Below are 24,669 nucleotides of genomic sequence, written 5' to 3' on the forward strand. Positions count from 1 at the left end.
GCGGCCCACTCGCGACACTCTACGCGCGTAACAAAGGCAAAGACTAGAGCCGCTCCGGCCCGAACGCGTCGGGCAGGACCTCGCTCATCGGCTTCACGCCGGACGGCAGCTCGATCAGCAGTTCCGGCCCGCCGTGCTCGTACAGCAGCTGGCGGCAGCGCCCGCACGGCATCAGCAACCGACCGTCCCCGTCCACACAGGTGAACGCGGTCAGCCGGCCGCCACCGCTCGCGTACAGCGCGGAGACCAGGCCGCACTCGGCGCAGAGGCCGAGCCCGTACGAGGCGTTCTCCACGTTGCAGCCGGTGACCACCCGGCCGTCGGCCACCAGGGCGGCCGCGCCGACCGGGAACCTGCTGTACGGGGCGTAGGCGTGGGTCATCGCCTCCCGCGCCGCCGCGCGCAGCGCCTCCCAGTCGACCTCGGGGGCCGCGGACGTCACTTGCCCTGGCCCTTGCGGTAGATCTGGCCGTCGGCCTTCGGCGGCCGCAGCCGCTGCGAGGCCAGCGCCAGCACCACCAGGGTGATCACGTACGGCGTGGCGACGATCAGCGGACGCTGCACCTCGTCGGTGGTGGCATACCAGACGAAGAGGCCGCCGGACACCACGAAGGTGATCACCGCGGAGGTGAGCTTCCGGCGGTACGCGTGCCAGATCGCGAGCAGCAGCATCGCGATGGCGACGACCAGGATCAGCACGTGGACGGACCCCGGGTCACGGAGCTGGAGGCTGTCGGTGAAGCCGAACAGGCCGGCGCCCATGGCGAGGCCGCCCGGCATCCAGTTACCGAAGATCATCGCCGCGAGGCCGATGAAGCCTCGGCCGTTGGTCTGGCCGTCCTTGTAGAAGTGCGCCGCGACCAGCGAGAGGTACGCGCCACCGAGGCCCGCGAAGGCGCCGGAAGCGACGACCGCGTAGTACTTGTACTTGTAGACGTTCACGCCCAGCGACTCGGCCGCGGTCGGGTTCTCACCGCAGGAGCGCAGGCGCAGGCCGAACACGGTGCGCCAGAGGGCGAAGTAGCTGACCACGATCAGCGCGCCGGCCAGCAGCACGACCACCGAGATGTTGGTGACCAGGCCGCCGAGCACGCCCGCGACGTCGGAGACCAGGAACCAGTGGTGGACCTCGATGTCCTTCAGGCCGGAGGAGAGGCCGGGGATGGTGATGTACGGCAGCGGATCGGCCGGCGGGGACTGGTTCGCGCCGGCACCGACGGAGATGTAGTCCTTGTAGTAGATCCGGTTGACGTACGCGCAGATGCCGGGGATCAGCAGGTTGACGCCGACACCGGAGACGATGTGGTCGACGCCGAAGGTCACGGTGATCACGGCGTGCAGCAGACCGCCGAGCGCGCCGCCGATCATGCCGGCCACCAGGCCGAACCACGGGCTGACCAGGTAGCCGCCCCAGGCACCGCAGAAGGTGCCGGCGACCATCATGCCTTCGAGGCCGATGTTGACCACGCCGGCCCGCTCGGACCAGAGACCGCCCAGACCGGCCATGCCGATCGGCACGGCGGCGCTGAGCGCGGCGGTGACCTGCCCGGAGGAGGTCAGCGAGTGGTTGCCGGTGGCCATGCCCACGGCGGAGAAGAGGACCAGGGCGCCCGCGATCAGCAGCAGCACCACCGGCCAGGACATCTTGCGCTTCTTCGCGGGAGCGCCCGGCGCCTTCGCGCGGGCAGCGGTGGCCGTGCTCATGCGGACACCTCCTTCTTCTCGTTGGCGGCCGCGGCCTGGGCGGCGAGCTCGGCGCCGACCTTCTGCTGCTGGCGCTTGAGGCCGTAGCGGCGCACCAGCTCGTAGGCGACGACGACGCAGATGACGATGGTGCCCTGCATGACCGGGACGATCTCGAACGGGAAGCCGCCGTTCTGCGGCAGCGGCAGCTGGGAGCCGGTGGCGTCCAGGAAGGCGAACAGCACGGCGGCGAAGGCCATGCCGATCGGGCTGTTGCGGCCCAGCAGGGCGACCGAGATGCCGAGGAAGCCGAGGCCGCCCTGGAAGCTCTGGCCGTAGTTGTACGAGTTCTGCAGCAGCTCGGGCAGGCCGATCAGGCCGGCCAGCGCGCCGGAGACCACCATCGAGGTGACGACCATGCGCTTGACGTTCACGCCGGACGCGGTGGCCGCGGTCTCCGAGCGGCCGGTGGCACGCAGGTCGAAGCCGAAGCGGGTGCGGGTCAGGGTGAACTGGAAGGCCACGCCGACCAGGATCGCGATGAAGAGGAAGCCGTAGAGCGGCCCGCCGTCGGTGTTGATCGCGAAGAAGTGGCTGGACTCCGAGACCGGGTCGGTCTGGATCGAGTTGCTGGTGGTGCCCTTCTCCGGCGCGAAGATGCCGGGGACGAGCAGCAGACCGACGATGGCGATCGCGATGGCGTTCAGCATGATGGTCGAGATGACCTCGCTGACGCCGCGGAAGACCTTCAGCAGACCGGCGATGCTCGCGTACAGGCCACCGACCAGCATGGCGGTGATCAGCAGCAGCGGGATCTGGATGAACGACGGCAGGTCGAGCCGGCTGCCGACGAACGCCGCGAACAGCGCCGCGAGCTTGTACTGGCCCTCGACACCGATGTTGAAGAGGTTCATCCGGAAGCCGAAGGCGGCGGCCGCGGCGGCCAGGTAGTACGTGGTGGACCGGTTGAGGATGGCCACCTGACCGTCCGACTTGGTGGCGTACGTGATCATCACGTTCCAGGCGTCGAACGGGTTCTTGCCCGAGGTCGCCAGGAGCACCGAACAGATCGCGACGGAGAGCAGCACGGCGAGCACCGGAGCTGCGAGGGCGAGCACGATCTTCTCGCCGTCGAACCGCTTCACCAGGCTGGGCTTGGCGGCGGGGTTGGGACTGGTCATGTGGCTACTCCCCCGCCTGCGGGTCGGCGGTGTCGGTGGGGGTGTCGGACGGAGTGCCGTCCTCGGCTGCGGCAGCCTCGGTGCCCTCCGCGCTGAGCGCGTGGAACTCCTCCACGGCATCGGCGTCGGACTCGATGTGGCCGCGGGCCGCACCGGTCATCGCGGTACCCAGATCCTCGGCGGTGACGGTGGCCGGGTCGGCGTCGGCGACCAGACGGCCGCGGTAGATCACCCGGATGGTGTCGGAGAGGCCGATCAGCTCGTCCAGGTCGGCCGAGATCAGCAGGACGGCGAGGCCGGCCCGCTGGGCGACCCGGATGTGCTCCCAGATCTGCGCCTGCGCGCCGACGTCCACACCACGGGTGGGGTGGGCGGCGATCAGCAGCTTGGGCTCGTGGCTCATCTCGCGGCCGATGATCAGCTTCTGCTGGTTGCCGCCGGAGAGCGACGCCGCGGTGACCTCGATGCCGGGGGTGCGGACGTCGTACGCCTCGACGATCCGCTGGGTGTCCCTGCGGGCACCGGACGGGTCGAGCAGGGCGCCCTTGGAGTTCGGGGTCTCGGTGACGTGGCCGAGGATCCGGTTCTCCCAGAGCGGGGCCTCCAGCAGCAGGCCGTGCTTGTGGCGGTCCTCGGGGATGTAGCCGATGCCGGCCTCGCGGCGGGCCCGGGTGAGGGTGCCGGAGAGGTCCTTGCCGTCGAGGGTGACGGTGCCGCCGTCCAGCGGCAGCATGCCCATGATGGCCTCGACCAGTTCGGCCTGGCCGTTGCCCTCGACGCCGGCGATGCCGAGGATCTCGCCCCTGTGGATGCGCAGCGAGATGTCGTCCAGCACCACGCGCTCGATGCCCTCGGCGTCGGTCTTGGCGATCCGCAGACCCTTGACGTCGAGCATCTCGTCGGTGGTGACGGTGGACTCGCGGCTCTCCGGGGAGGGCAGCTCGGCGCCGACCATCATCTCGGCGAGCTGGCGCGCGGTCACGTTTCCCGGGTCGGCGTCGCCGACCGTGGTGCCGCGCCGGATGACGCTGATCGCGTCCGCCACCGAGAGGACCTCGTGCAGCTTGTGCGAGATGAAGATGACGGTGACGCCCTCGGACTTGAGCTCGCGCAGGTTGTCGAAGAGCGCGTCGACCTCCTGCGGGACGAGCACCGCGGTGGGCTCGTCGAGGATCAGGATCTTGGCGCCGCGGTAGAGCACCTTGAGGATCTCGACGCGCTGGCGGTCGGCCACGCCGAGGTCCTCGACCAGGGCGTCCGGGCGCACACCCAGGCCGTACTGGTCGGAGAGCTCCTTGATCTTCGCCTTGGCCTTGGCGCCGATGCCGTGGAGCTTCTCGCCGCCGAGGACGACGTTCTCCCAGACGGTCAGGTTGTCCGCGAGCATGAAGTGCTGGTGCACCATGCCGATGCCGCGCTCGATGGCGTCGCCGGGGGTGTTGAACTCGCACAGCTCGCCGTTGATCGCGATGGTGCCCTCGTCCGGCTTCTGCATGCCGTAGAGGATCTTCATCAGCGTCGACTTGCCGGCGCCGTTCTCGCCCATGAGCGCGTGCACGGTGCCGGTGCGGACGGTGAGGTTGATGTCGTGGTTGGCCACGACACCGGGGAAGCGCTTGGTGATGCCGCGCAGTTCGACGGCCGGTGTCGCCGTCCCCGCGCTGGGGGTACCGCCCTTGCTGAGGGCGGGGTCGGATGCGGTGATGGCGATCTCCTGGTGGTCTGGAGGCGCGTCGTTGCGCTGGAGGGCCAAGAAAAAACGGTGGGGTACGGGACGGGGCCCGGGGGTACGCATTGAGCGCACCCTGCCGGGCCCCTCCCTGATGCTGTGTCAATCATTGCGCTGCCGGACAGGTGGCAGCGGCAGCGACGTCCGGGCGCGCCTTACGGGGCGGTCGGGACGGTGGTGGCACCCGAGGTGATCGCCTTGGAGGCCTCGTCGAGCTTGGCCTTGATGTCGTCGATCTTGCCACCGGTGGTGGCGAGCGAGACGCCGTCGGCCTTCAGGTCGAAGTTCTTCACACCGGTGAAGGGGGAGCCCTTCTTGACCGACTCGATGTAGGCGAAGACGGCCTTGTCGACGTTCTTCACCATCGAGGTGAGGATGCTGTTCTTGTACTTCGCCAGGGCGGGCTGGGCGGCCTGGTCGGAGTCGACGCCGATGGCGAGCTTGCCGGCGTTGGCGACGGCCTCGATGGAGCCGTTACCGGAGGAGCCGGCCGCGGAGTAGATGACGTCCGCGCCCTTGTCGAGCTGGCCCTGCGCGGCCTCCTTGCCCTTGTCGGGCGAGTTGAAGCCGGAGAAGTCCGGGGGCGTGGTCAGGTAGGTGGTCTCGACCGCGATGTCCGGGGTGATGGACTTCGCGCCGGCCTTGTAACCCGCCTCGAACTTCTTGATCAGCTCGGTCTGCACGCCGCCGATGAAGCCGATGTGCTTGGTCTTGCTCTTGAGCGCGGCGGCCACGCCGGCCAGGTACGAGCCCTCCTGCTCCGAGAACGTCAGCGAGGTGACGTTGCTCGGCTGGGCGTCGGACGCCGAGTCGATGATCGCGAACTTGGTGTTCGGGTTCTCCTTGGCGATCTTGTTGACCGCGTCCTGGTACACGAAGCCGACCGCGATGATCGGGCTGTAACCGGCGGTGACCAGGTTCTTGAGCCGGGTCTCCTTGTCGGCCTCGGCCTCACCGGTCTTGGCGTCGGCCTCGGTGACGGCGACGCCCAGATCGGCCTTGGCCTTGTCCAGGCCGCGGGCGGCGGAGTCGTTGAACGACTGGTCGCCACGGCCGCCGATGTCGTAGGCCATGCCGACCTTGAGGCTGCCCTCGGAGGCGCCGGCAGAAGCGGTGGTGTCGTTGCTCTTTGCGCCGCAAGCGGCGAGCGAGGCAATGCCCAGGGAACCCGAGAGCACAACCGCGGCGAGCTTAGTAGAACGGCGCAAGGGAGTATCTCCTTCTCACACGCACCCGATTAGCGTGGTCGGACGCCACCGTAACGCGCGTAGAACACGGTTGGGTTACGGGCCGCCGGAGCATTCGGGTTGTTATCAAACCGTGGTCTGACAACCCTCCCGGCGCTCCCTTCCCTCACGCACACGGTGATCGGAACTGGCCCGGCCCAGTTTACGTAACCGGATGTAAAGCCTGAATTCCGACAAACCGGGCGACGACGAGACCTACGCCCCTTCCGCCGGCCGCGCTCCCGCCCCCGCGTCCAGCGCCAGCGCCGCGAACAGCTCCACGCCGATCCCGATCGCCCGCTCGTCCACGTCGAACCGGCCCTGGTGCAGGTCACGCACGGTGGCATCGCCCGGGGGGCGGACGCCGAGGCGGGCCAGCGCGCCCGGGGCGTGCTCCAGGTACCAGGAGAAGTCCTCGCCGCCCAGGCTCTGCTCGGTGTCCTCCACCACCTGGCGGCCGCCCTGCCCGAACCGGGCCGTCATGGCGGCCTCCAGCAGGCCCACCGAGACCGCCTCATTGACCACCGGCGGCACCCCGCGGTGGTAGTCGAGCGTCCACTTGGCCCGGTAGGTCTCGGCCACCTTGGCGATCAGCTCGTGCAGCAGGTCCGGCGCCTCGCGCCAGCCGGCCAGCTCCAGGCAGCGGACCGTGCCCTCCAGCTCGGCGTGCTGCGGGATCACGTTGGGCGCGGAGCCGGAGGCGATCCGGCCCCAGACCAGGCTGACGCCCCAGCGCGGGTCCATCCGGCGGCCCAGCGCGGCCGGCAGGTCGGCGGCCATCCGCGCGATCGCGGTCACCAGGTCGGTGGTCAGGTGCGGGCGGGCGGTGTGGCCGCCGGGGCCGTCCAGGTGGAGCACCAGCCGGTCGCAGGCGGAGGTGATCGCCCCGGTGCGCAGCCCGATCCGGCCGGCCTCCACCTTGGGGTCGCAGTGCACCGCGAAGATCCGGCCGACGCCGTCCATCCCGCCGGCGTTGATCACGTCCAGCGCACCGCCCGGCATGACCTCCTCGGCGGGCTGGAAGACCAGCCGGACCGGGCGGCGCAGCTCCCCGGTGCGGGCGGCCTCCGCCAACACCAGGGCGGTGCCCAGCACCACCGAGGTGTGCACGTCGTGGCCGCAGGCGTGGGCCCGGCCGGGGACGGTCGAGCGGTACGGCACATCCGTCTTGGCGTCGTCGATCGGCAGCGCGTCGATGTCGGCGCGGAAGGCCAGGAGCTCGGCGCCGCGCGGGGTCCCGTCCGGGACGATGTCGACCGTCATGCCGGTGCCGCCGGGCAGCACCCGGGGGGCCAGACCCGCCCCCGTCAGCCGGTCGCGCAGCAGGCCGGTGGTGCGGAACTCCTGGCGGCCCAGCTCCGGGTGCCGGTGCAGATCGCGGCGGAAGGCGATCAGCTCGGGCTCCAGCGCCCTGACCCTGCCGCGCAGGTCGGCGACGGGGCGGGCAGCGGTGAGAGTGGCGGCCGGCTGGGCGGGGTCAGGACGGTTCATCTCAACAAGAGTAGGCCTGTTGGGGGGATTTGGCCCGACTTCCCCAAAAGTCGTCCCCGGATGGGCGCATACCGGCCGAGCAGGTGGGTATGACATCTCGTTTCAGCCGCCTTCCCCGGGTTGCGTGCCCTGTGCAACGACCGCCCGCGCCGGCGGTCACGGGCGTCGCGTGACAGCGGTGTGACGATCCTTCAGAACCGCTCGCTCGGCGTGTACGACCCCCAGACCTCACGCAGCGCGTCGCAGACCTCCCCGAGCGTGGCCCGGGCGGCCAGCGCCTCCCTCATCGGGTAGAGCACGTTGTCCCGCCCCTCGGCCGCCCGGCGCAGCGCGCCCAGCGCGCGGGCGACCGCCGTGGAGTCGCGCCCGGCCCGCAGCCGGGCCAGCCGCCCGGCCTGCCGGGCCTCGATCGCCGGGTCCACCCGCAGTGGCTGGTACGGCTCCTCGGCGTCCAGCCGGAAGCGGTTGACGCCGACCACCGTCCGCTCGCCGGAGTCGGTCTCCTGCTGGACGCGGTAGGCGGTGCGCTCGATCTCGGCCTTCTGGTAGCCGGCCTCGATCGCGGCCACCGCACCGCCCAGGTCCTCGATCCTCGCCATCAGGGCGAGGGCGGCGGCCTCCACCTCGTCGGTCAGCGACTCCACCACGTACGAACCGGCGAAGGGGTCGACGGTGGCGGTGACGTCGGTCTCGTAGGCGATCACCTGCTGGGTGCGCAGCGCCAGCCGGGCGGCCTTCTCGGTGGGCAGCGCGATCGCCTCGTCGAAGCTGTTGGTGTGCAGCGACTGGGTGCCGCCGAACACCGCGGCCAGCGCCTGCACCGAGACCCGGACCAGGTTGACCTCGGGCTGCTGCGCCGTCAGCTGCACCCCGGCGGTCTGGGTGTGGAAGCGGAGCATCTGCGAGCGCGGGTCCTTCGCGCCGAACTCCTCCCGCATGACGCGGGCCCAGATCCGGCGGGCGGCGCGGAACTTGGCGACCTCCTCCAGGAGCGTCGTGCGGGCTACGAAGAAGAAGGAGAGCCGTGGCGCGAAGTCGTCCACCGCCATGCCGGCCGCGACGGCGGTGCGCACGTACGCGATGCCGTTGGCGAGGGTGAAGGCGATCTCCTGCGCGGGGTCGGCCCCGGCCTCGGCCATGTGGTAGCCGGAGATCGAGATGGTGTTCCAGCGGGGGATCTCGGCCCGGCAGTACCGGAACACGTCGGCGACCAGCCGCAGCGAGGGCTTCGGCGGGAAGATGTAGGTGCCGCGGGCGATGTACTCCTTCAGCACGTCGTTCTGCACCGTGCCGGTCAGCCGGGCCGGCGGGACGCCCTGGGCCTCGCCGACCAGTTGGTAGAGGAGCAGCAGCAGGGCCGCGGGCGCGTTGATGGTCATCGAGGTGGAGACCTCGCCCAGCGGGATGCCGTCGAACAGGACGCCCATGTCCTCGACGCTGTCGATCGCGACCCCGACCTTGCCGACCTCACCGGCCGCGATCCGGGCGTCCGAGTCGTAGCCCATCTGGGTGGGCAGGTCGAAGGCGACCGAGAGACCGGTGCTGCCGCCCGCGATCAGCTGCCGGTAGCGGGCGTTGGACTCGGCCGCGGTGCCGAAGCCCGCGTACTGGCGCATCGTCCACGGCCGGCCGGTGTACATCGTCGGGTAGACGCCCCGGGTGTACGGGTACTCCCCCGGCCTGCCGAGGCGCTCCTGCGGGTCCCAGCCGGCCAGGGCCTCGGGGCCGTAGAGCGGTTCGACGGGGAAGCCGGACTCGGTGCGGCGCGGCTCTGTTGCCATGGTGTCCTCCGCGGGATCGGCGGGCGGTGCACTCGTCCCTTGGCAATGTAGGGCCCGTCTCCGAACTCCCGCCTGCCCGGCGACGCCGGGAGTTCGACGACGGGCCCTGGGCGGTGGCGGGCGGCGCCGGCACCGTTGAGATGATCGGGTGAGCGACCGAAGAGCTTCTGACCCCACGCTTCCGAGGAGTGGCAATGACCGAGCAGAAGGTGGCCGTGGTCACCGGTGCGAGCAGTGGAATCGGCGCGGCGACCGCCCGCCGACTGGCCGCCGAGGGCTTCGACGTGGTGCTGACCGCCCGCCGGACCGACCGGATCGAGGCACTGGCCAAGGAGATCGGCGGCAGGCCGTACACCCTGGACGTCACCGACCGGGCCGCCGTGGACGCCTTCGCGGCCGGGATCGGCCGGGTGGACGTCCTGGTCAACAATGCCGGCGGGGCGGTCGGCGCCGAGTCGGTGGAGGCCGGCGACCCGGCCGACTGGCTGGCGATGTACCAGGTGAACGTCCTCGGCGTGCTGCACATGACCCAGGCGCTGCTGCCGGCGCTGCGGGCGAGCGGTGACGGCACCGTGCTGGTGCTCTCCTCCACCGCCGCGCTGGCCGCGTACGAGGGCGGCGGCGGCTACGTGGCGGCCAAGCACGCGGCGCACACCATCGCGGCCACGCTGCGGCTGGAGCTGTGCGGCGAGCCGATCCGGGTGATCGAGATCGCGCCGGGCATGGTGAAGTCCGAGGGCTTCGCGGTCACCCGGTTCCGGGGCGACGAGGAGAAGGCGGCGGCCGTGTACGCGGGTGTCGCCGAGCCGCTGACCTCGGAGGACGTCGCGGACACCGTCGCCTGGGCGGTCACCCGGCCCTCGCACGTCAACATCGACCTGCTGGTGGTGCGCCCGCGTGCCCAGGCCGCCAACCACAAGGTCCACCGGGCCTGACGCCGGACGCGGGCAGCACGGGGGCCCTGATCGGACGTGTCACCCCACAGTGGTACATACGTGCGATGAAATCTCTCCGGGCTGCCCGCCCGCGGGTTCTGCTGACCGCCTTCGCGGCCGGCGCCCTGCTCCTCAGCTCCGCCTGCGACAACAACAACAAGCCCGCCCAGGACAACGCCGCCGGGACACCCTCGGCCGCGTCCACCCCGACGCCCACCGCGACGCCGACGCCCACCCCCAGGCCCACCGGGGCGGACGACCCGGCGCTCAAGCCGTTCTACGGCCAGCAGATCGCCTGGGCCGCCTGCCCGGCCGACCCCCAGGCCGCGAAGGCCAAGATCGACATATCCCGGATGCTCTGCGGCAGACTGCACGTCCCGCTCGACTACGCCAACCCGACCGCCGACGCCCTCGACATCGCGCTGATCAAGCTGCCGGCCGCCAAGCCGGACCAGAAGATCGGCTCGCTGATGGTCAACCCGGGCGGCCCGGGCGGTTCGGGTGTCGAGATGGTCAAGTACGGCGCCACGGAGTACGACGGCGCCCTGCACAACCGCTTCGACGTGATCGGCTTCGACCCGCGCGGCACCGGCGACAGCTCGCCGGTCCTCTGCTTCGACGACAAGCAGAAGGACGCCCACAACGAGTCCGACGATCCGCTCGACCCGGCGGCCCGCAAGGCCGAGCACATCAAGAACGCCACCGAGTACGCCGCCGCCTGCCAGGCGAAGTCCGGGAAGCTGCTGCCCTTCGTGGGCACCCGCAACACCGCCCGCGACCTGGACGTGCTGCGCGCCGCCGTCGGCGACAAGAAGCTCAACTACCTCGGCATCTCCTACGGCACCTACCTCGGCGCGCTCTACGCCGAGGAGTTCCCGAAGAACGTCGGCCGGCTCATCCTGGACGGCGCCGTCGACCCCGCCCAGGACCAGCTGGACCACGGTATCGACCAGCAGGTCGGCTTCGAGAAGTCCTTCGAGCGCTTCGCCGCCGACTGCGTGGAGAACCACGGCGCCGAGTGCCCGCTCGGCAAGGACCCGGCCAAGGCCGCCAAGAAGGCGGCCGACTTCCTGGACGGCCTCCGGGACAGTCCGATGACCGCCAAGGACGGCCGCAAGCTCGGCCGGGACCAGGCCTGGACCGGCACCACCCAGCTGCTGTACGGCGACGAGAACACGTCCTGGAAGTACCTGCGCAACGCGCTCGGCTGGGCGATGGTCGGCAACAAGGCCGATGTCCTGCTGGCCTCTGCCGACGACTACAACGGCCGCGACGACAAGGGCCACTACAGCCCGATGGAGGAGGCGAACGGCGCGATCAGGTGTGCCGACAACGCCCCTCCGGCCCCGACCCCCGAGCGGGCTCAGCAGGCCGTGGCCAAGCTCCAGGCCGAGGCCCCGCTGCTCTCCAAGGGCACCACGGTGGACGACTTCAGCGAGGCCGGCTGCGCACGCTGGCCGTTCAAGACCACGGAGAAGCCGCACACCATCCGCGCCGAGGGCGCCGACCCGATCCTGGTCGTCGGCTCCACCGGCGACCCGGCCACCCCGTACGCCTCCGCCGAGGCGCTGGCCAAGGGCTTCGCCAACGCCACCCTGTTGACCCGGGTGGGCGAGGGCCACGGCGCGTTCGGCAAGGGCAACAAGTGCATCGACACCGCACTGGAGGCCTACCTCACCGAGGGCACGCTGCCGGCGGCCGGGACGCGCTGTTCCTGAGGGGCCGGCGTTATTAGCAGATGAGGGTGGGGAGGGCGCTGACACCAAGGTGTCAACGTCACAACTTGATAGCTCGATCGGATGAATTCCGCGTGCGCCCTCCCCAACCGATGACTGCTCAATTACCGTTGAGCCGCTGCCCGGCGGGCGCTGGACGCCGCCCGGCAGCCCGATACTTCACCTGCTCCACCTCCCCTTTCACCGGCACCTTCCCGCCCTCACGAGGAGGACCCGCTGGCCAGCGACATCCCGTCACCGCGGCTCGATCCCAGCTCCGAGCCGACCCTCCTCGGGCTGCACCGCTTCAACGAGGCCGACGCCGGCGCCGCCGAGGAGGCCCTCCTCGCCTGCTGCGGCAGCCACCGCTGGGCCCTGCGGCTCACCGCGCACCGGCCCTACCCCGACATAGAGTCCCTGCTGGCCGCCGCCAGCGAGGCCTCCTACGACCTGCGCCCGGCCGACCTGGCCGAGGCACTGGCGGACGAGAGCTGGATGCCGCAGCCGCTCCTCGGCATGCGCGCCCCCGGCAGCCAGGCCGCGCACACCGCGCTGCGGGCGGCCCACGCCGCCTACGAGGCCCGGTTCGGGCACGTCTTCGTGGTCTGCCTGGAGGGCGTCGCCCCCGAGGAGATGCTCGACACCGTGCTCAGCTCGATCCGCACCCGGCTGGCCAACGACCCGGACGAGGAGCGGCTGATCGCCTCGGACGAGTTGCGCCGGATCGCCCTCACCCGCCTGGAGCACCTGGTCGCCACCCATTCGGAGGCCGGAGCGCGCTGAACCGGGCTCACCTCTTCGCCTGCGCGGCGCGGAGCTTCGCCACCTGCTGCCGGACGATCCGCTCGTCCGGCACCGTGGCGGGCTCCGCGCCGACGCCCACCGTGGTGAAGACCGCCAGCGCCGGGCCGACCCGGGCCACCACCGCACGCTGGGAGAGCACCACCGAGCCCGATTCATTCGTCAGGGTGAACCCGGTGGCCGCGTCGGCTCCCCCGGGCGTGGGCGTGTCGTCCCGCATCAGCCGGTGCCTGGTCCGCACTCCCTTCCGTGACCTGTCCGCCGGCGGCGGCGGTGCGGTGGAGGTGAACGAGGCGCACGGGCCGAACAGCTTCTCCAGCTCCGCCTGGAGCTGCGCCGCCCGCCCGGCCCGGTAGCCGAGCAGCCCTCCGTACACGCCGCCCTTCGGGTCCGCCGCCCGCGCCACACCCAGATCGGTCTCGGCATACGGACCCTCCGGCCCGGGCGAGGGCACGGTGCCGCCCACCGACGCGGCCGGGGTCACCGCGTCCAGCAGCGGCTGACAGGCCGCCACGTCGGCGGCCTCCCGCACGCCGCCCGAGCCGGTCTCGCCGTGGCCCGGCTTCATCACCGTCACCGTGTAGCCGGGCCCGAGGTCGGCGTCGGCCACCGCGGCCGCCCGCAGCTCGGCGGCGGACAGCTCACGCCCGGGCCCGGCGTGGTCGGCCGAGCCGTCGACCGTGGTGCAGCCCGCCGCGAGCACCAGGGCGCAGACGGCGAAGGGGACGGATGGGCGAGACGGGCGGGACGGGCGGAGCGGCACGGCGGCCTCGGCAGGGTGTCGGCACGGGAGGGGCCGCCACGGTAGCGCAACCGGACGGTCACCCTGCGTGCCCATTTCGGGCGAGGTTCCCACCCGACTAGGCCAGTCGTGCCTGATTGATCACACCTCGGGCCCCCGGAGGCGGTTCGCAAGACGGCGTCGATAGGATGCTCGCGGCCGGTGGACCGTACCCGGCCGGGCTGACCGACACCGAAGCCGGCCGAGCCCCCAATCGCTTCCGGAGGGTTTTTCCGTGCCGGCTGGAACGTTGTACCGCGGCCGGGAAGGCATGTGGAGCTGGGTGGCTCATCGAGTCACCGGCGTCCTCATCTTCTTCTTCCTGTTCGCTCATGTCCTGGACACCGCACTGGTGCGGGTGTCGCCCGAGGCGTACGACTCTGTCATTCAGACGTACAAGACGCCGCTGGTGAACCTGATGGAGTACGGCCTGGTGGCCGCCATCCTGTTCCACGCTCTCAACGGCCTGCGGGTCGTCGCCGTCGACTTCTGGTCGAAGGGCCCGAAGTTCCAGAAGCAGATGCTCTGGACCGTGGTCGGGGTGTGGGTCGTCCTGATGGCCGGCGCCTTCTACCCGATCCTTCAGCACACGCTGACCTCCTGGTTCGGGAAGTGATCTGAGACATGTCCACGGAATACTCCGACGCCCTGGTGGTCCCCTCCGCCCAGGCGCACACCGGCAAGGGTCTCGGCACCGGCAACCCGGCCGACGCCTTCGTGATCGAGCCGGCCCGCCAGCGGACCAAGAAGACCCCGCGCCGTACGCGGACCAACTTCGAGATGCTGGCCTGGCTCTTCATGCGCCTGTCCGGCATCGTCCTCGTGGTGCTGATCCTCGGCCACCTGCTGATCATGCTGGTGCTCGACGGCGGCGTCTCGAAGATCGGCTTCGCCTTCGTGGCCGGCCGCTGGGCCTCGCCGTTCTGGCAGGGCTGGGACCTCCTGATGCTCTGGCTCGCCATGCTGCACGGCGCCAACGGCATGCGGACGGTCATCAACGACTACGCCGAGAAGGACTCCACCCGGCTCTGGCTGAAGGGCCTCATGGGCGCCGCCACGGTCTTCACCGTGCTGCTCGGCACCCTGGTGATCTTCACCTTCGACCCGAACATCTAATCGGCAATCGGCAGAGGCCAGAGGCGAGTTAGAACCCCCATGCAGATTCACCAGTACGACACCGTCATCGTCGGCGCCGGCGGCGCCGGCATGCGCGCGGCCATCGAGTCGACCCAGCGCAGCCGCACCGCGGTGCTGACCAAGCTCTACCCGACCCGGTCCCACACCGGCGCGGCCCAGGGCGGCATGTGTGCCGCCCTCGCCAACGTCGAGGAGGACAACTGGGAGTGGCACACCTTCGACACGGTCAAGGGTGGTGACTACCTGGTCGACCAGGACGCCGCCGAGATCATGTGCAAGGAGGCCATCGACGCCGTCCTCGACCTGGAGAAGATGGGCCTTCCCTTCTCCCGCACCGAGCAGGGCCGGATCGACCAGCGCCGCTTCGGCGGCCACTCCCGCAACCACGGCGAGGCCCCGGTCCGCCGTTCCTGCTACGCGGCCGACCGCACCGGCCACATGATCCTCCAGACGCTGTTCCAGAACTGCGTCAAGCACGGCGTCGAGTTCTTCAACGAGTTCTACGTCCTCGACCTGCTGATCAACGAGGGCAAGACGGCCGGCGTCGTCGCCTACGAGCTGGCCACCGGCGAGATCCACGTCTTCCAGGCCAAGTCGGTCGTGTTCGCCTCCGGCGGCACCGGCAAGTTCTTCAAGGTCTCCTCCAACGCCCACACCCTCACCGGTGACGGCCAGGCCCTGGTCTACCGCCGCGGCCTGCCGCTGGAGGACATGGAGTTCTTCCAGTTCCACCCGACGGGCATCTGGCGCATGGGCATCCTGCTCACCGAGGGCGCCCGCGGCGAGGGCGGCATCCTGCGCAACAAGGACGGCGAGCGCTTCATGGAGCGCTACGCCCCCGTCATGAAGGACCTCGCGTCCCGTGACGTCTGCTCCCGCGCGATCTACACCGAGATCCGCGAAGGCCGCGGCTGCGGTCCGGACGGCGACCACGTCTACCTGGACCTCACCCACCTGCCGCCGGAGCAGCTGGACGCCAAGCTCCCGGACATCACGGAGTTCGCGCGCACCTACCTCGGCATCGAGCCCTACACGGACCCGATCCCGATCCAGCCCACCGCGCACTACGCCATGGGCGGCATCCCGACCAACGTCGAGGGTGAGGTCCTGCGCAACAACACCGACGTCGTCCCGGGCCTGTACGCGGCCGGCGAGGTCGCCTGCGTCTCCGTGCACGGCGCCAACCGCCTGGGCACCAACTCGCTGCTGGACATCAACGTGTTCGGCAAGCGCGCGGGCATCGCCGCCGCCGACTACGCGCAGACGGTGGACTACACCGAGCTGCCCGAGAACCCGGCCGAGAAGGTGCAGGCGCTGGTCGACGGCCTGCGCGAGTCCACCGGCACCGAGTCCGTGGCGCAGATCCGCAAGGAGCTGCAGGAGACCATGGACACCAACGCCATGGTCTACCGCACCGGTGCCACCCTGAAGCAGGCGGTCGAGGACATCGCCGCGCTGCGCGAGCGGTACAAGAACGTCGCCATCCAGGACAAGGGCTTCCGTTACAACACGGACCTGCTGGAGGCCGTCGAGCTGGGCAACCTGCTCGACCTGGCCGAGGTGCTGGCGGTCTCCGCGCTGGCCCGCGAGGAGTCGCGCGGCGGCCACTACCGCGAGGACTTCCCGACCCGTGACGACGTGAAGTTCATGCAGCACACCATGGCGTACCAGGAGGTTGCCGAGGACGGCACCACCTCCATCCGCCTCGACTACAAGCCGGTCGTCACGACCCGCTACCAGCCGATGGAGCGTAAGTACTGATGAGCACTCCGACTGTGGAGAAGCACTCGGCCGCTCTGGACGCGGTCGAGGCGGGCGGTGTCGAGCTGATCACCGTCACCTTCCGGATCCGCCGGTTCAACCCGGAGGAGCACCCGGACCCGGTGTGGGTCGACTACCAGCTGACCCTGGACCCGAAGGAGCGCGTCCTGGACGCGCTCAACAAGATCAAGTGGGAGCAGGACGGCACCCTCACCTACCGCCGTTCCTGTGCGCACGGCATCTGCGGCTCCGACGCGATGCGGATCAACGGCCGCAACCGGCTGGCGTGCAAGACCCTGATCAAGGACGTCAACCCGGAGAAGCCGATCACGATCGAGGCCATCAAGGGCCTCACGGTCCTCAAGGACCTGGTCGTGGACATGGACCCGTTCTTCCAGGCGTACAAGGACGTCATGCCGTTCCTCATCACCAAGGGGAACGACCCGACCCGCGAGCGCCTGCAGTCCGCCGAGGACCGCGAGCGCTTCGACGACACCACCAAGTGCATCCTGTGCGCCGCGTGCACGTCGTCCTGCCCGGTCTTCTGGAACGACGGCCAGTACTTCGGCCCGGCCGCGATCGTCAACGCGCACCGCTTCATCTTCGACTCGCGCGACGAGGGTGCGGAGCAGCGGCTGGAGATCCTGAACGACCGTGAGGGCGTCTGGCGCTGCCGGACCACCTTCAACTGCTCGGAGGCCTGCCCGCGTGGCATCGAGGTCACCAAGGCGATCCAGGAAGTGAAGCGGGCGCTGGTCACCCGCCGCTTCTGATCCACCACTGAACCGAGGGCCCGTCCGATCCTGCGATCGGACGGGCCCTCGGTCGTTTCCGGCGGGTGCGGTCAGCCGGCGGCCGGCTCGCGGCGGGCGGCGCGCAGGCCGCGGACGCCGACGGCGCCGACGGCGATGCCGAGGAGGAACGAGGTCACCGCGAGCAGGAGGTGGATCCAGAAGAAGGCCGTGGGCTGGGAGTGGTCGCCGTCGGTGAAGGCCTGGCCGCCGGAGTCCTTCCAGAGGTTCTTGACGAAGGTGGTCCAGATGATCATGGACCAGACGCCGAAGGCGGTCAGGAACCAGGAGGTGCGGCGGCTGAGCTTCATGGAGGTCCTCAACGAGCGGTGGCGTGAAGATGCTGTGCCCTCCCAGTATGCGCAGGCGTCCGTTCGGCGTACGTCTGCCCCCTCCTGCGGAGGACGGGCCCGGAGGGGCGGACGGCGGGGGCTCCGACTGGGTACGGTCTGCGGGTGCCCAAATGCCCTAAGCTCGCACACCTGCTCGCCGCGTACGTCGCGGCCCTCCCGGTTCTCCTCGCCGCCCCGGCGGCCCTCGCCGCCCCGCACGAGCCGCCGCCCCCGGCGGCCGCGATCGGCGGCGAGCGACTGGGACTCTCCGGGGTCCAGGTGGCCCCGCTGGCCGGCGCCCCGGCACTTCCGGGGGGCCTCACCGGACAGTCCTGGATAGTCGCCGACGCCGCGTCAGGAGACGTGCTGGCGGCCAGCAACCCGCATCTGCGGCTCGCACCGGCCAGCACCCTGAAGATCCTCTTCGCGGACACCGTGCTGCCCAAGTTCGACCGCAACACGGTGCACAAGGTCGCGGACGCGGAGATCCAGGGGATCGGCGCCGGCAGCAGCCTGGTCGGCATCAAGGAGGACCTGGAGTACCGGGTCGAGGACCTCTGGCGCGGCGTGTTCCTCAGCTCGGGCAACGACGCGGTGCACGTCCTGTCGCACATGAACGGCGGGGTCCAGCAGACCGTCGCCGAGATGCAGGCCCGCGCGGACGCGCTCCAGGCGAAGGACACCAAGGTGGTCTCGCCGGACGGCTACGACATGGACGGCCAGCTCTCCTCGGCGTACGACCTGACGCTGTTCGCCCGGGCCGGGCTGCGCAACCCCGACTTCCGGATGTACTGCGCCACCCGGGACGCGCTGTTCCCCGGCGCGGTGGACAAGAACACCGGCCAGCGCGGCAGTTTCGGGATCGCCAACACCGACCGGCTGCTGGGCAAGTACCCGGGGCTGATCGGCGTGAAGAACGGTTTCACCACCGAAGCCGGCTCGACCTTCGTCGGGGCGGCCGAACGGGACGGACGCACCCTGCTGGTGACGGTGATGCACCCGTCGACGTATCAGAAGGTGTACGACGAGACAGCGGCTCTGCTGGACTGGGGGTTCGCGGCCGCAGACAAGGTCACGCCGGTCGGACGACTGGTGGACGAGGCTCCCGCCACGGGCACCGAGCCGACGCCGACCGGGCAGGCAGGCGGAACCGCCGGGGTGCCCGCGCCGCCGCCGCACCCGTCGCCCACCCCCACAGCGCAGGCCGCCGCGGCCCCTGCCGGGGACGGCGGCGCCGACGGGCTCGGCCCGGCCGGCTGGCTGGCGGTCGCGCTCGCCCTGACCGTGGGCGGCGCGGGCGCGCTGTTCCTGCTGCGGCGGCGCGGTCGCCCGTCGTCCGGCTGACGGAGGCCGTGCGAGGCCCGGTCCCTCACTCCCGGGACCGGGCCTCCCCCTTGCCCTCCTCCGTGCCTTCGCCCTTCTCCTCCTCGTCCTCCGCCTCGTCCTCCGCCTCCGCCTTGTCGGCGGCCGTCACCATCTCCCGGGCGCGCTCGCGGGCCCGGTCACGGGCGGCGGCCGGGTCGGCCGTGGCCGTCCAGGCGACGCAGTACATCAGCAGCCGGCAGACGAAGTTGATCCAGAGCAGCAGTGCCACCGGCACGCCGAACGCGCCGTAGAGGCTCCTCCCGGCGACCGAGCCGAGGTAGGACGCGAGCAGGACCTTCAGCAGCTCGAAGCCGATCCCGCCGATCAGCGCGCCCTGCAGTACGTCCCGCCGGCGCTGGCCGCGAATCCCGGGGAAGGGCGCCAGCAGGTAGGCGAAGAGCACCGTGTCGGACGCGACCGCGATCAGCAGGCCGACGCCGGTCAGCAGGTAGCCGCCGGGCCCGCCGGTGCCCAGGCCGATCCACTCGGCGATCCGGCCGGCCAGGGTCGTCCCGGCGGCGGAAGCGGCCAGCGAGAAGAGCGAGACCAGGCCCAGGCCGCAGAGCACCACGCAGTCCAAGCCCTTGCGCAGCACCGGGTTGCCGTCGTTCTCGGGCAGCTGCCAGATGTCCCGGACCGAGGTGCGCATGGTGTCCACCCAGCCGAGGCCGGAGATCAGCAGCAGCACGCCGCCGACCAGCCCGACGGCGCCCGCGTTGGCCACCAGCGAGGGCAGGTTGAGCGCGTCGGAGATGCCCGGCAGCTGGTCGGAGATGCGCTTCTGCAGCTCGGCGACCCGGGTGTCGCTGAGGGTCGCGACCGCGATCGCCAGCGCCACCGTGAGCAGCGGGAAGAGCGCGAGGAAGCCGAAGAAGGTGATCGCGCCGGCCAGCCGGTTGCCGCGGGCGGCGGTGAAGTGCTCGTACGCGCGGTACGGGCGGCTGCGCAGCACCCGCGCCACGAGCGGGCCGATCACCGGGAGGCGGGTCAGGAAGTCCACCCGACCGGTTATACCGGCCGTTCGCCCGAATGGCCGTCAGGCTCCCCGCGCCCCCGGGAGGTTCGGCACGTCAGCGCTTGACGAGCCGGCGGGCGCGGGCCAGGGCGCGGACGGCCTGGTAGGCGCCGTAGCGGCCGTGGCTGAGCAGCTCGGTGCGGACCCCGTCCACCCCGGCGGGCGGGCGGTAGCCGGCCGGGCGCAGCCGGGCGCAGTGCGCGGCGGCGCGGCGGAAGTACTCGCGGCGGTCGCTGGGCGGGACACGGCCGGCCTTGGAGACCACGGTGTTGAGGTGGTGCAGCATCCGGCCGTAGACCACCGGGCGCCAGTGGCCGAGGTCGGGGCGGCCGTCCAGGAAGGCGAAGACCAGGTCGTACTGGGCGAAGACGTCGAAGTGCTTGCGGCTGGCGGTGGCGAGGATGTTGCCGCCCTCCTGGCGCTGGCGGTAGTGCACGCCGACCTGGTCGAGCAGGGTGATGCTCGCGGCGGCGAGCAGCGCCGGGTAGGTCCAGGGGGTGTCCTCGTAGTAGCCCGCGGGGAAGGTGAGGCCCTGTTCGGCAATGAAGCCGCGGCGGTAGGCCTTGTTCCAGACCACCTGGAGCAGGTCGAGCAGGTCGGGGCGGCGGTCGAGGTCGAAGACGTCCGGGGAGTCGGCGCCGAAGACGTGTGCCGAGGCGGCCCGGGTGATCCGGCCGTCCACGTAGGTGCGGGCGTAGTCGTAGACCAGGATGTCCGGGTCGCCACCGGCCGCGAGCCGGTCGTCGACGGCCTTGAGCAGTCCGGGGGTCAGCGTGTCGTCGCTGTCCAGGAAGATCACGTACTCGCCGGTGGCGACCTCCAGGCCCGCGTTGCGGGCCCGGCCGAGGCCGACGTTCTCCGGCAGGTGCAGCACCCGCACCCGGGGGTCGCCGGCGGCGGCCTCGTCCAGGAGGGCGCCGCAGCCATCCGGGGAGCGGTCGTCCACCGCGATCAGTTCGAAGTCCGGGCCGCCCTGGCCGAGCACCGAATCGAGGCACTCGGGGAGGTACTCCTGGACCTGGTAAACGGGGACGATGACGCTGAAGCGGGGCATGGGCACAGAGTAGTGTGGCCGCCCGCCCGGCCGGTCCCGCCCCTGCCCGGCCGCGCGGGCCCGCCAGGGCCTCCCCGTCCGCCGCCCGGGCGGACCCGGAGGGCCTCCGGGGCCGGACGGTAGGATCGGTGGGCACGTACGCACCGGTTCAAAGTGCGGTCAGACCCCGAACGGGCTGCCACGCTCCTTCCCAAGAAAGGCCTGCGTAGCCGATGGCTCCCCGCCTCTCCATCGTCGTTCCGATCTATAACGTCGAGCGTTACCTCGTGGAATGCCTCGACTCGATCGCCGCCCAGACGTTCACGGACTTCGAGTGCGTCATGGTCGACGACGGTTCGAAGGACGGCAGCGCGGCACTCGCCGAGGCGTATGCCGCCAAGGACTCCCGGTTCCGGCTGGTCCGCCAGGTGAACAAGGGCCTCGGCGCGGCCCGCAACACCGGCATCCGGCACATCGACCCGGACGGCGAGTTCCTCTGCTTCGTCGACAGCGACGACTCGATGCCGCCGAGTGCGTACGAGCTGATGATCAACACGCTGGACGAGACCGGCTCGGACTTCGCCACCGGCAACGTGCTGCGGTTCCGCGCGGTGGGCTACTACCAGTCCGGCGGGCACGTGAAGCCGTTCAAGGAGACCAGGCTCAAGACCCACATCACCGAGATCCCCGCGCTGGTCACCGACCGCACGGCGTGGAACAAGGTGTACCGCCGGTCCTTCTTCGACGCGGCCGGCCTGCTCTACCCCGAGGGCATCCTGTACGAGGACGCCCCGGTCAGCGTGCCGCACCACTACCTCGCCAAGAGCGTGGACGTGCTCGCCGAGCCGATCTACCACTGGCGTGAGCGCGAGGTCGGCGAGATGTCGATCACGCAGATGCGCACCAACCCCAAGGGCCTGATCGACCGCGTCGCCTCGGTGGAGCTGGTCCGCGGCTGGCTCAGGAAGCAGACCGACCCGCGGTTCGCGCAGTACCTGCACTCCTACGACGAGAACACCCTCGTCGAGGAGATCCCGATGTTCTTCTGGTCCGTCGTGGACGGCGACAAGGAGTACCGGGACGCCTACCACAAGAACGTCAGCCGACTGCTCCGGGCGATCGGCCCCGAGCAGGTCCGCAAGCTGCGCGCGCCGCTGCGGCTGAAGTACCACCTGACCCTGTCGGGCCGGATCGACGAGTTCGTCGAGCAGATCAAGTACGAGGGCGAGAGCAACGGCGGGGTCGCGGCCCGCGGCCTGCTGCGCCCGTACGCCGACTACCCGTTCCTGCGCGGCGGGCGCAAGAGCGTGCCGGCCAGTGTCCTCAAGCTGGACAACTCGCTGGTGATGCGCAGCCGGCTCTACGAGTCGGCCTGGACCGGCGGCAGGCTGGAGCTGACCGGGCACGCGTACCCGGAGCAGCTGGGCGCCGCCAACAAGCTCGACATGGTCCGCACGCTGGTGCTGCGCGAGACCAAGGGCCGCCGGGTGATCGCCGTGCCGATGAAGACCCAGTACAGCCCCGAGGCCACCGCCAGCTCCAAGCACGACCTGTACAACTGCGACTGGGCCGGTTTCACCGTCTCCCTCGACCCCAAGAAGCTCAAGCACCGGGGCCAGTGGAAGGACGGCAACTGGCGCGTCCTGGTGGCCGGCGCCGGCAAGGGCGGCGTCTACAAGGGCCGGGTCTCGGCCGGGTGGAGCGACACCGCCGCGTACATCCCCGCACAGTGGGTCGAGCCGGACGTGCGGATCGTGCCGTGGGTCCGCGACGGCCACGTCTACCTGCGGGTGGAGACCGTCCGGGCGCGGGTGACCGGCCTGGCCGCGCACGACGGGCAGCTGGAGGTGTCCGGCGCGGCCCGCTCCGGCCCGGACCTCGCCGGGGCCCGGCTGAAGCTCACCCACGTCGAGTCCGACCGCGAGCTGCTCCTCCCGGTGGAGCTCGGCGCCCCGGTCGGCACTCTGCAGCCGTTCTCGGCCTCCGTCTCGTTGGCCGAGCTGACCGCCGTCCGCGAGGCCTGGGCCGAGCTCGACCCGGTCGCCCCGGAGCGCGCCCGCGACCGCTGGGACACCACTCTGCTGCTCGCCGACGGCAGCCCCGTGCCGGTGGCCTGGGACGATCGCAACGCCCCGGCGCAGCTGCACCTGGCGCTGAACCCGGACGCCCCGGACGCCGAGCGCCGCGTGCTCTACTCCAAGCCCTCCCCCGGCGGCTACCTGCAGTTCTCCGACCAGCTGCTGCAGCCGGTGGTGGACGAGGTCGCCGCCCGCGGCGCCGACGGCTTCCTGCTCAGCGGTGCCTTCCCGCTGCCCGGCAACCACCGCTGGGAGCTCGTCGCCCGGCACAACTGGCGCGAGGAGGAGCACGTCTACCCGGTGGAGATCGCGGACGGCCGGTTCCGGGCCGCGCTGCCGCCGGTGCCGACGGCCTCCTTCGCCGGGCAGGTGCCGCTCGCCCAGGGCACCTGGGACGTCTTCTTCCGCCCGGTCGGGGAGCCGGCCGAGACGATCGCCACCCGGTACGCCCTGATCTCGCCCGCCTGCTTCGGCGCCCTGCCGCTGGAGGTGGAGTCGCGCGGCAAGCGGATCGTGCTGGAGCGCCGCCACTACGACGGCCTCTCGCTGGAGTCGCACTCGGCGCTGCTGCCCGAGGAGCGCAGCGGCTACCGGCAGCGGCAGCTGCGCACCGTCGACTACCCGACGGCCCGCCGGCTGCCGGTGCGCGACACCGTGCTCTACAACGTGGCGCTCGGCGGTCTCTACGCGGACTCGCCGCGGGCGATCCACGAGGAGCTGGTCCGCCGCGGCCTGCCGCTGGAGCACCTGTGGGGCAGCGACGACCTGCAGGCCGAGCTGCCGCAGACGGCCGGCGCGATCCGGCTCTGGAGCCCCGAGTGGTTCGAGGCGCTGGCGACCGCCAAGTACATCGTCACCAGTGCGCACCTGCCGGACTTCTTCGTCCGCCGCCCCGGCCAGGTGGTCGTGCAGACCTGGCACGGCACCCCGCTGAAGCAGATCGGGTACGACTTCGAGAAGGTCTGGTTCACCGACGCCAACTACCTGAAGGGCGTCGCCAAGGAGGTCCCGAACTGGTCGATGCTGGTCGCCGGCAACAGCTGGGCCGCGCCGGTCCTGCGCCGCGCGTTCGATTTCAAGGGCGAGATCCTGGAGAGCGGTTCGCCCCGCAACGACCTGCTGTTCGCGTCCGACCGGGAGAAGACCGCCGAGCAGGTCCGCGAGCGGCTCGGCCTGCCCGAGGGCAAGAAGGTCGTGCTCTACGCGCCGACCTTCCGTGAGGACCGGCGCCGCCCGAACGGCGGCTACCAGATCGACCTGCGGATTGACCTGGAGGCGGCGAAGGGCGCGCTCGGCGACGACCAGGTGCTGCTGGTCCGCCGGCACAGCGTGATGTGCGGCCAGATCCCCGGCGCCGGCAACGGCTACATCTGGGACGTCGGCAGCTACCCCGACATGGCCGAGCTGCTGCTGATCGCCGACGTACTCGTCACCGACTACTCGGCCACGCTGTTCGACTTCGCCGCGACCGGCAAGCCGGTGCTGTTCTTCACGCACGACCTGGAGCACTACCGCGACAACCTGCGCGGCTTCAGCCTCGACTTCGAGGCGGAGGCGCCCGGCCCGCTGCTGGCGACCTCGGAGGAGCTGCTCTCCGCGCTCGGCCGGGTCGACGAGGTGGCCGCGGAGTACGCCGACAAGTACACGGCCTTCCGCGAGGCGTACTGCGACCTCGACGACGGCCAGGCCGCGGCCCGCGTGGTGGACGGGATGCTCCGCCAGCAGTAGTCCGCCGGCAGTCAGCAGCGCCCGGAGGGGGGGGGGGGGGGGGGGGGGGGGGGGGGGGGGGGGGGGGGGTTGGGGGGGGGGGGGGGGGGGGGGGGGGCGCTGTGGG

The 24,669-nt window shown here is 71.0% G+C and carries 20 protein-coding genes; 9 read left to right on the plus strand and 11 right to left on the minus strand.

Annotated features, from left to right (window positions below):
- Positions 1 to 43 precede the first annotated feature (43 nt).
- The 7 genes from ACZ6NC_RS09980 to ACZ6NC_RS10010 form a co-directional block, all read right to left on the minus strand.
- On the minus strand, positions 44 to 442 hold the full coding sequence (locus ACZ6NC_RS09980; protein ID WP_465730862.1) for a cytidine deaminase: 399 nt from the start codon (positions 440 to 442) through the stop codon (positions 44 to 46).
- A complete protein-coding gene (locus tag ACZ6NC_RS09985) occupies positions 439 to 1,704 on the minus strand; it encodes an ABC transporter permease (RefSeq protein ID WP_465730864.1) in 1,266 nt (421 codons plus the stop codon). The genes ACZ6NC_RS09980 and ACZ6NC_RS09985 overlap by 4 nt, the downstream gene beginning before the upstream one ends.
- Positions 1,701 to 2,864 carry an ABC transporter permease gene (locus tag ACZ6NC_RS09990; RefSeq protein ID WP_465730866.1) on the minus strand — a complete coding sequence of 388 codons (1,164 nt, stop codon included), beginning with the start codon at positions 2,862 to 2,864 and terminating at the stop codon, positions 1,701 to 1,703. The genes ACZ6NC_RS09985 and ACZ6NC_RS09990 overlap by 4 nt, the downstream gene beginning before the upstream one ends.
- Before the next feature lie 4 nt (positions 2,865 to 2,868).
- On the minus strand, positions 2,869 to 4,659 hold the full coding sequence (locus ACZ6NC_RS09995; RefSeq protein ID WP_465730868.1) for an ABC transporter ATP-binding protein: 1,791 nt from the start codon (positions 4,657 to 4,659) through the stop codon (positions 2,869 to 2,871).
- 89 nt (positions 4,660 to 4,748) lie between these two features.
- Complete coding sequence (locus ACZ6NC_RS10000; protein ID WP_465730870.1) at positions 4,749 to 5,801, minus strand: BMP family lipoprotein; 1,053 nt, start codon at positions 5,799 to 5,801, stop codon at positions 4,749 to 4,751.
- A 234-nt stretch (positions 5,802 to 6,035) separates the two neighbouring features.
- Positions 6,036 to 7,310 carry an amidohydrolase gene (locus tag ACZ6NC_RS10005; RefSeq protein WP_465730872.1) on the minus strand — a complete coding sequence of 425 codons (1,275 nt, stop codon included), beginning with the start codon at positions 7,308 to 7,310 and terminating at the stop codon, positions 6,036 to 6,038.
- 191 nt (positions 7,311 to 7,501) lie between these two features.
- Complete coding sequence (locus ACZ6NC_RS10010) at positions 7,502 to 9,091, minus strand: acyl-CoA mutase large subunit family protein (RefSeq protein ID WP_465730874.1); 1,590 nt, start codon at positions 9,089 to 9,091, stop codon at positions 7,502 to 7,504.
- 194 nt (positions 9,092 to 9,285) lie between these two features.
- On the opposite strand from ACZ6NC_RS10010, the gene ACZ6NC_RS10015 reads away from it, so the two are divergent.
- From ACZ6NC_RS10015 to ACZ6NC_RS10025, 3 genes are all read left to right on the plus strand, one after another.
- Positions 9,286 to 10,026 carry an SDR family oxidoreductase gene (locus ACZ6NC_RS10015; RefSeq protein ID WP_465730876.1) on the plus strand — a complete coding sequence of 247 codons (741 nt, stop codon included), beginning with the start codon at positions 9,286 to 9,288 and terminating at the stop codon, positions 10,024 to 10,026.
- Positions 10,027 to 10,091: 65 nt separating this feature from the next.
- Positions 10,092 to 11,744 (plus strand): alpha/beta hydrolase, encoded by a 1,653-nt coding sequence (locus tag ACZ6NC_RS10020; RefSeq protein ID WP_465730878.1) that lies wholly within the window; start codon positions 10,092 to 10,094, stop codon positions 11,742 to 11,744.
- A 234-nt stretch (positions 11,745 to 11,978) separates the two neighbouring features.
- Complete coding sequence (locus tag ACZ6NC_RS10025) at positions 11,979 to 12,524, plus strand: 2-oxo-4-hydroxy-4-carboxy-5-ureidoimidazoline decarboxylase (protein ID WP_465731013.1); 546 nt, start codon at positions 11,979 to 11,981, stop codon at positions 12,522 to 12,524.
- 7 nt (positions 12,525 to 12,531) lie between these two features.
- Here the strand turns inward: ACZ6NC_RS10025 and ACZ6NC_RS10030 are convergent, their stop codons facing one another.
- Positions 12,532 to 13,305 carry a hypothetical protein gene (locus ACZ6NC_RS10030; RefSeq protein WP_465730880.1) on the minus strand — a complete coding sequence of 258 codons (774 nt, stop codon included), beginning with the start codon at positions 13,303 to 13,305 and terminating at the stop codon, positions 12,532 to 12,534.
- A gap of 253 nt (positions 13,306 to 13,558) precedes the next feature.
- Between ACZ6NC_RS10030 and sdhC the strand changes: the two genes are divergently transcribed.
- The 4 genes from sdhC to ACZ6NC_RS10050 are packed head-to-tail and all read left to right on the plus strand — an operon-like array spanning position 13,559 to position 16,994.
- Positions 13,559 to 13,939, plus strand: coding sequence for a succinate dehydrogenase, cytochrome b556 subunit (sdhC, locus tag ACZ6NC_RS10035; RefSeq protein ID WP_360631421.1), 381 nt, complete (start codon positions 13,559 to 13,561; stop codon positions 13,937 to 13,939).
- An 8-nt stretch (positions 13,940 to 13,947) separates the two neighbouring features.
- On the plus strand, positions 13,948 to 14,439 hold the full coding sequence (locus ACZ6NC_RS10040; protein WP_465730882.1) for a succinate dehydrogenase hydrophobic membrane anchor subunit: 492 nt from the start codon (positions 13,948 to 13,950) through the stop codon (positions 14,437 to 14,439).
- Positions 14,440 to 14,478: 39 nt separating this feature from the next.
- Positions 14,479 to 16,221: a succinate dehydrogenase flavoprotein subunit gene (gene sdhA, locus ACZ6NC_RS10045; RefSeq protein WP_465730884.1), complete on the plus strand. Its 1,743-nt coding sequence runs from the start codon at positions 14,479 to 14,481 to the stop codon at positions 16,219 to 16,221.
- Positions 16,221 to 16,994: a succinate dehydrogenase iron-sulfur subunit gene (locus tag ACZ6NC_RS10050; protein WP_371518497.1), complete on the plus strand. Its 774-nt coding sequence runs from the start codon at positions 16,221 to 16,223 to the stop codon at positions 16,992 to 16,994. Before sdhA ends, ACZ6NC_RS10050 begins: the two co-directional genes overlap by 1 nt.
- A 71-nt stretch (positions 16,995 to 17,065) precedes the next feature.
- On the opposite strand, the gene ACZ6NC_RS10055 is transcribed toward ACZ6NC_RS10050, so the two are convergent.
- Positions 17,066 to 17,323 carry an SCO4848 family membrane protein gene (locus tag ACZ6NC_RS10055; RefSeq protein WP_396321389.1) on the minus strand — a complete coding sequence of 86 codons (258 nt, stop codon included), beginning with the start codon at positions 17,321 to 17,323 and terminating at the stop codon, positions 17,066 to 17,068.
- Positions 17,324 to 17,467: 144 nt separating this feature from the next.
- Between ACZ6NC_RS10055 and ACZ6NC_RS10060 the strand changes: the two genes are divergently transcribed.
- Positions 17,468 to 18,688 carry a D-alanyl-D-alanine carboxypeptidase family protein gene (locus ACZ6NC_RS10060; protein WP_465730886.1) on the plus strand — a complete coding sequence of 407 codons (1,221 nt, stop codon included), beginning with the start codon at positions 17,468 to 17,470 and terminating at the stop codon, positions 18,686 to 18,688.
- 25 nt (positions 18,689 to 18,713) lie between these two features.
- Here the strand turns inward: ACZ6NC_RS10060 and ACZ6NC_RS10065 are convergent, their stop codons facing one another.
- Positions 18,714 to 19,709, minus strand: coding sequence for a YihY/virulence factor BrkB family protein (locus ACZ6NC_RS10065; RefSeq protein WP_465730888.1), 996 nt, complete (start codon positions 19,707 to 19,709; stop codon positions 18,714 to 18,716).
- Positions 19,710 to 19,779: 70 nt separating this feature from the next.
- Complete coding sequence (locus tag ACZ6NC_RS10070) at positions 19,780 to 20,778, minus strand: glycosyltransferase family 2 protein (RefSeq protein ID WP_465730890.1); 999 nt, start codon at positions 20,776 to 20,778, stop codon at positions 19,780 to 19,782.
- A gap of 212 nt (positions 20,779 to 20,990) precedes the next feature.
- On the opposite strand from ACZ6NC_RS10070, the gene ACZ6NC_RS10075 reads away from it, so the two are divergent.
- The gene (locus ACZ6NC_RS10075; protein WP_465730892.1) at positions 20,991 to 24,563 is read left to right on the plus strand and encodes a bifunctional glycosyltransferase/CDP-glycerol:glycerophosphate glycerophosphotransferase; all 3,573 of its coding nucleotides are present in this window, start codon (positions 20,991 to 20,993) and stop codon (positions 24,561 to 24,563) included.
- Positions 24,564 to 24,669: the final 106 nt, after the last annotated feature.

This window comes from Kitasatospora sp. NPDC041988, from assembly GCF_055588525.1.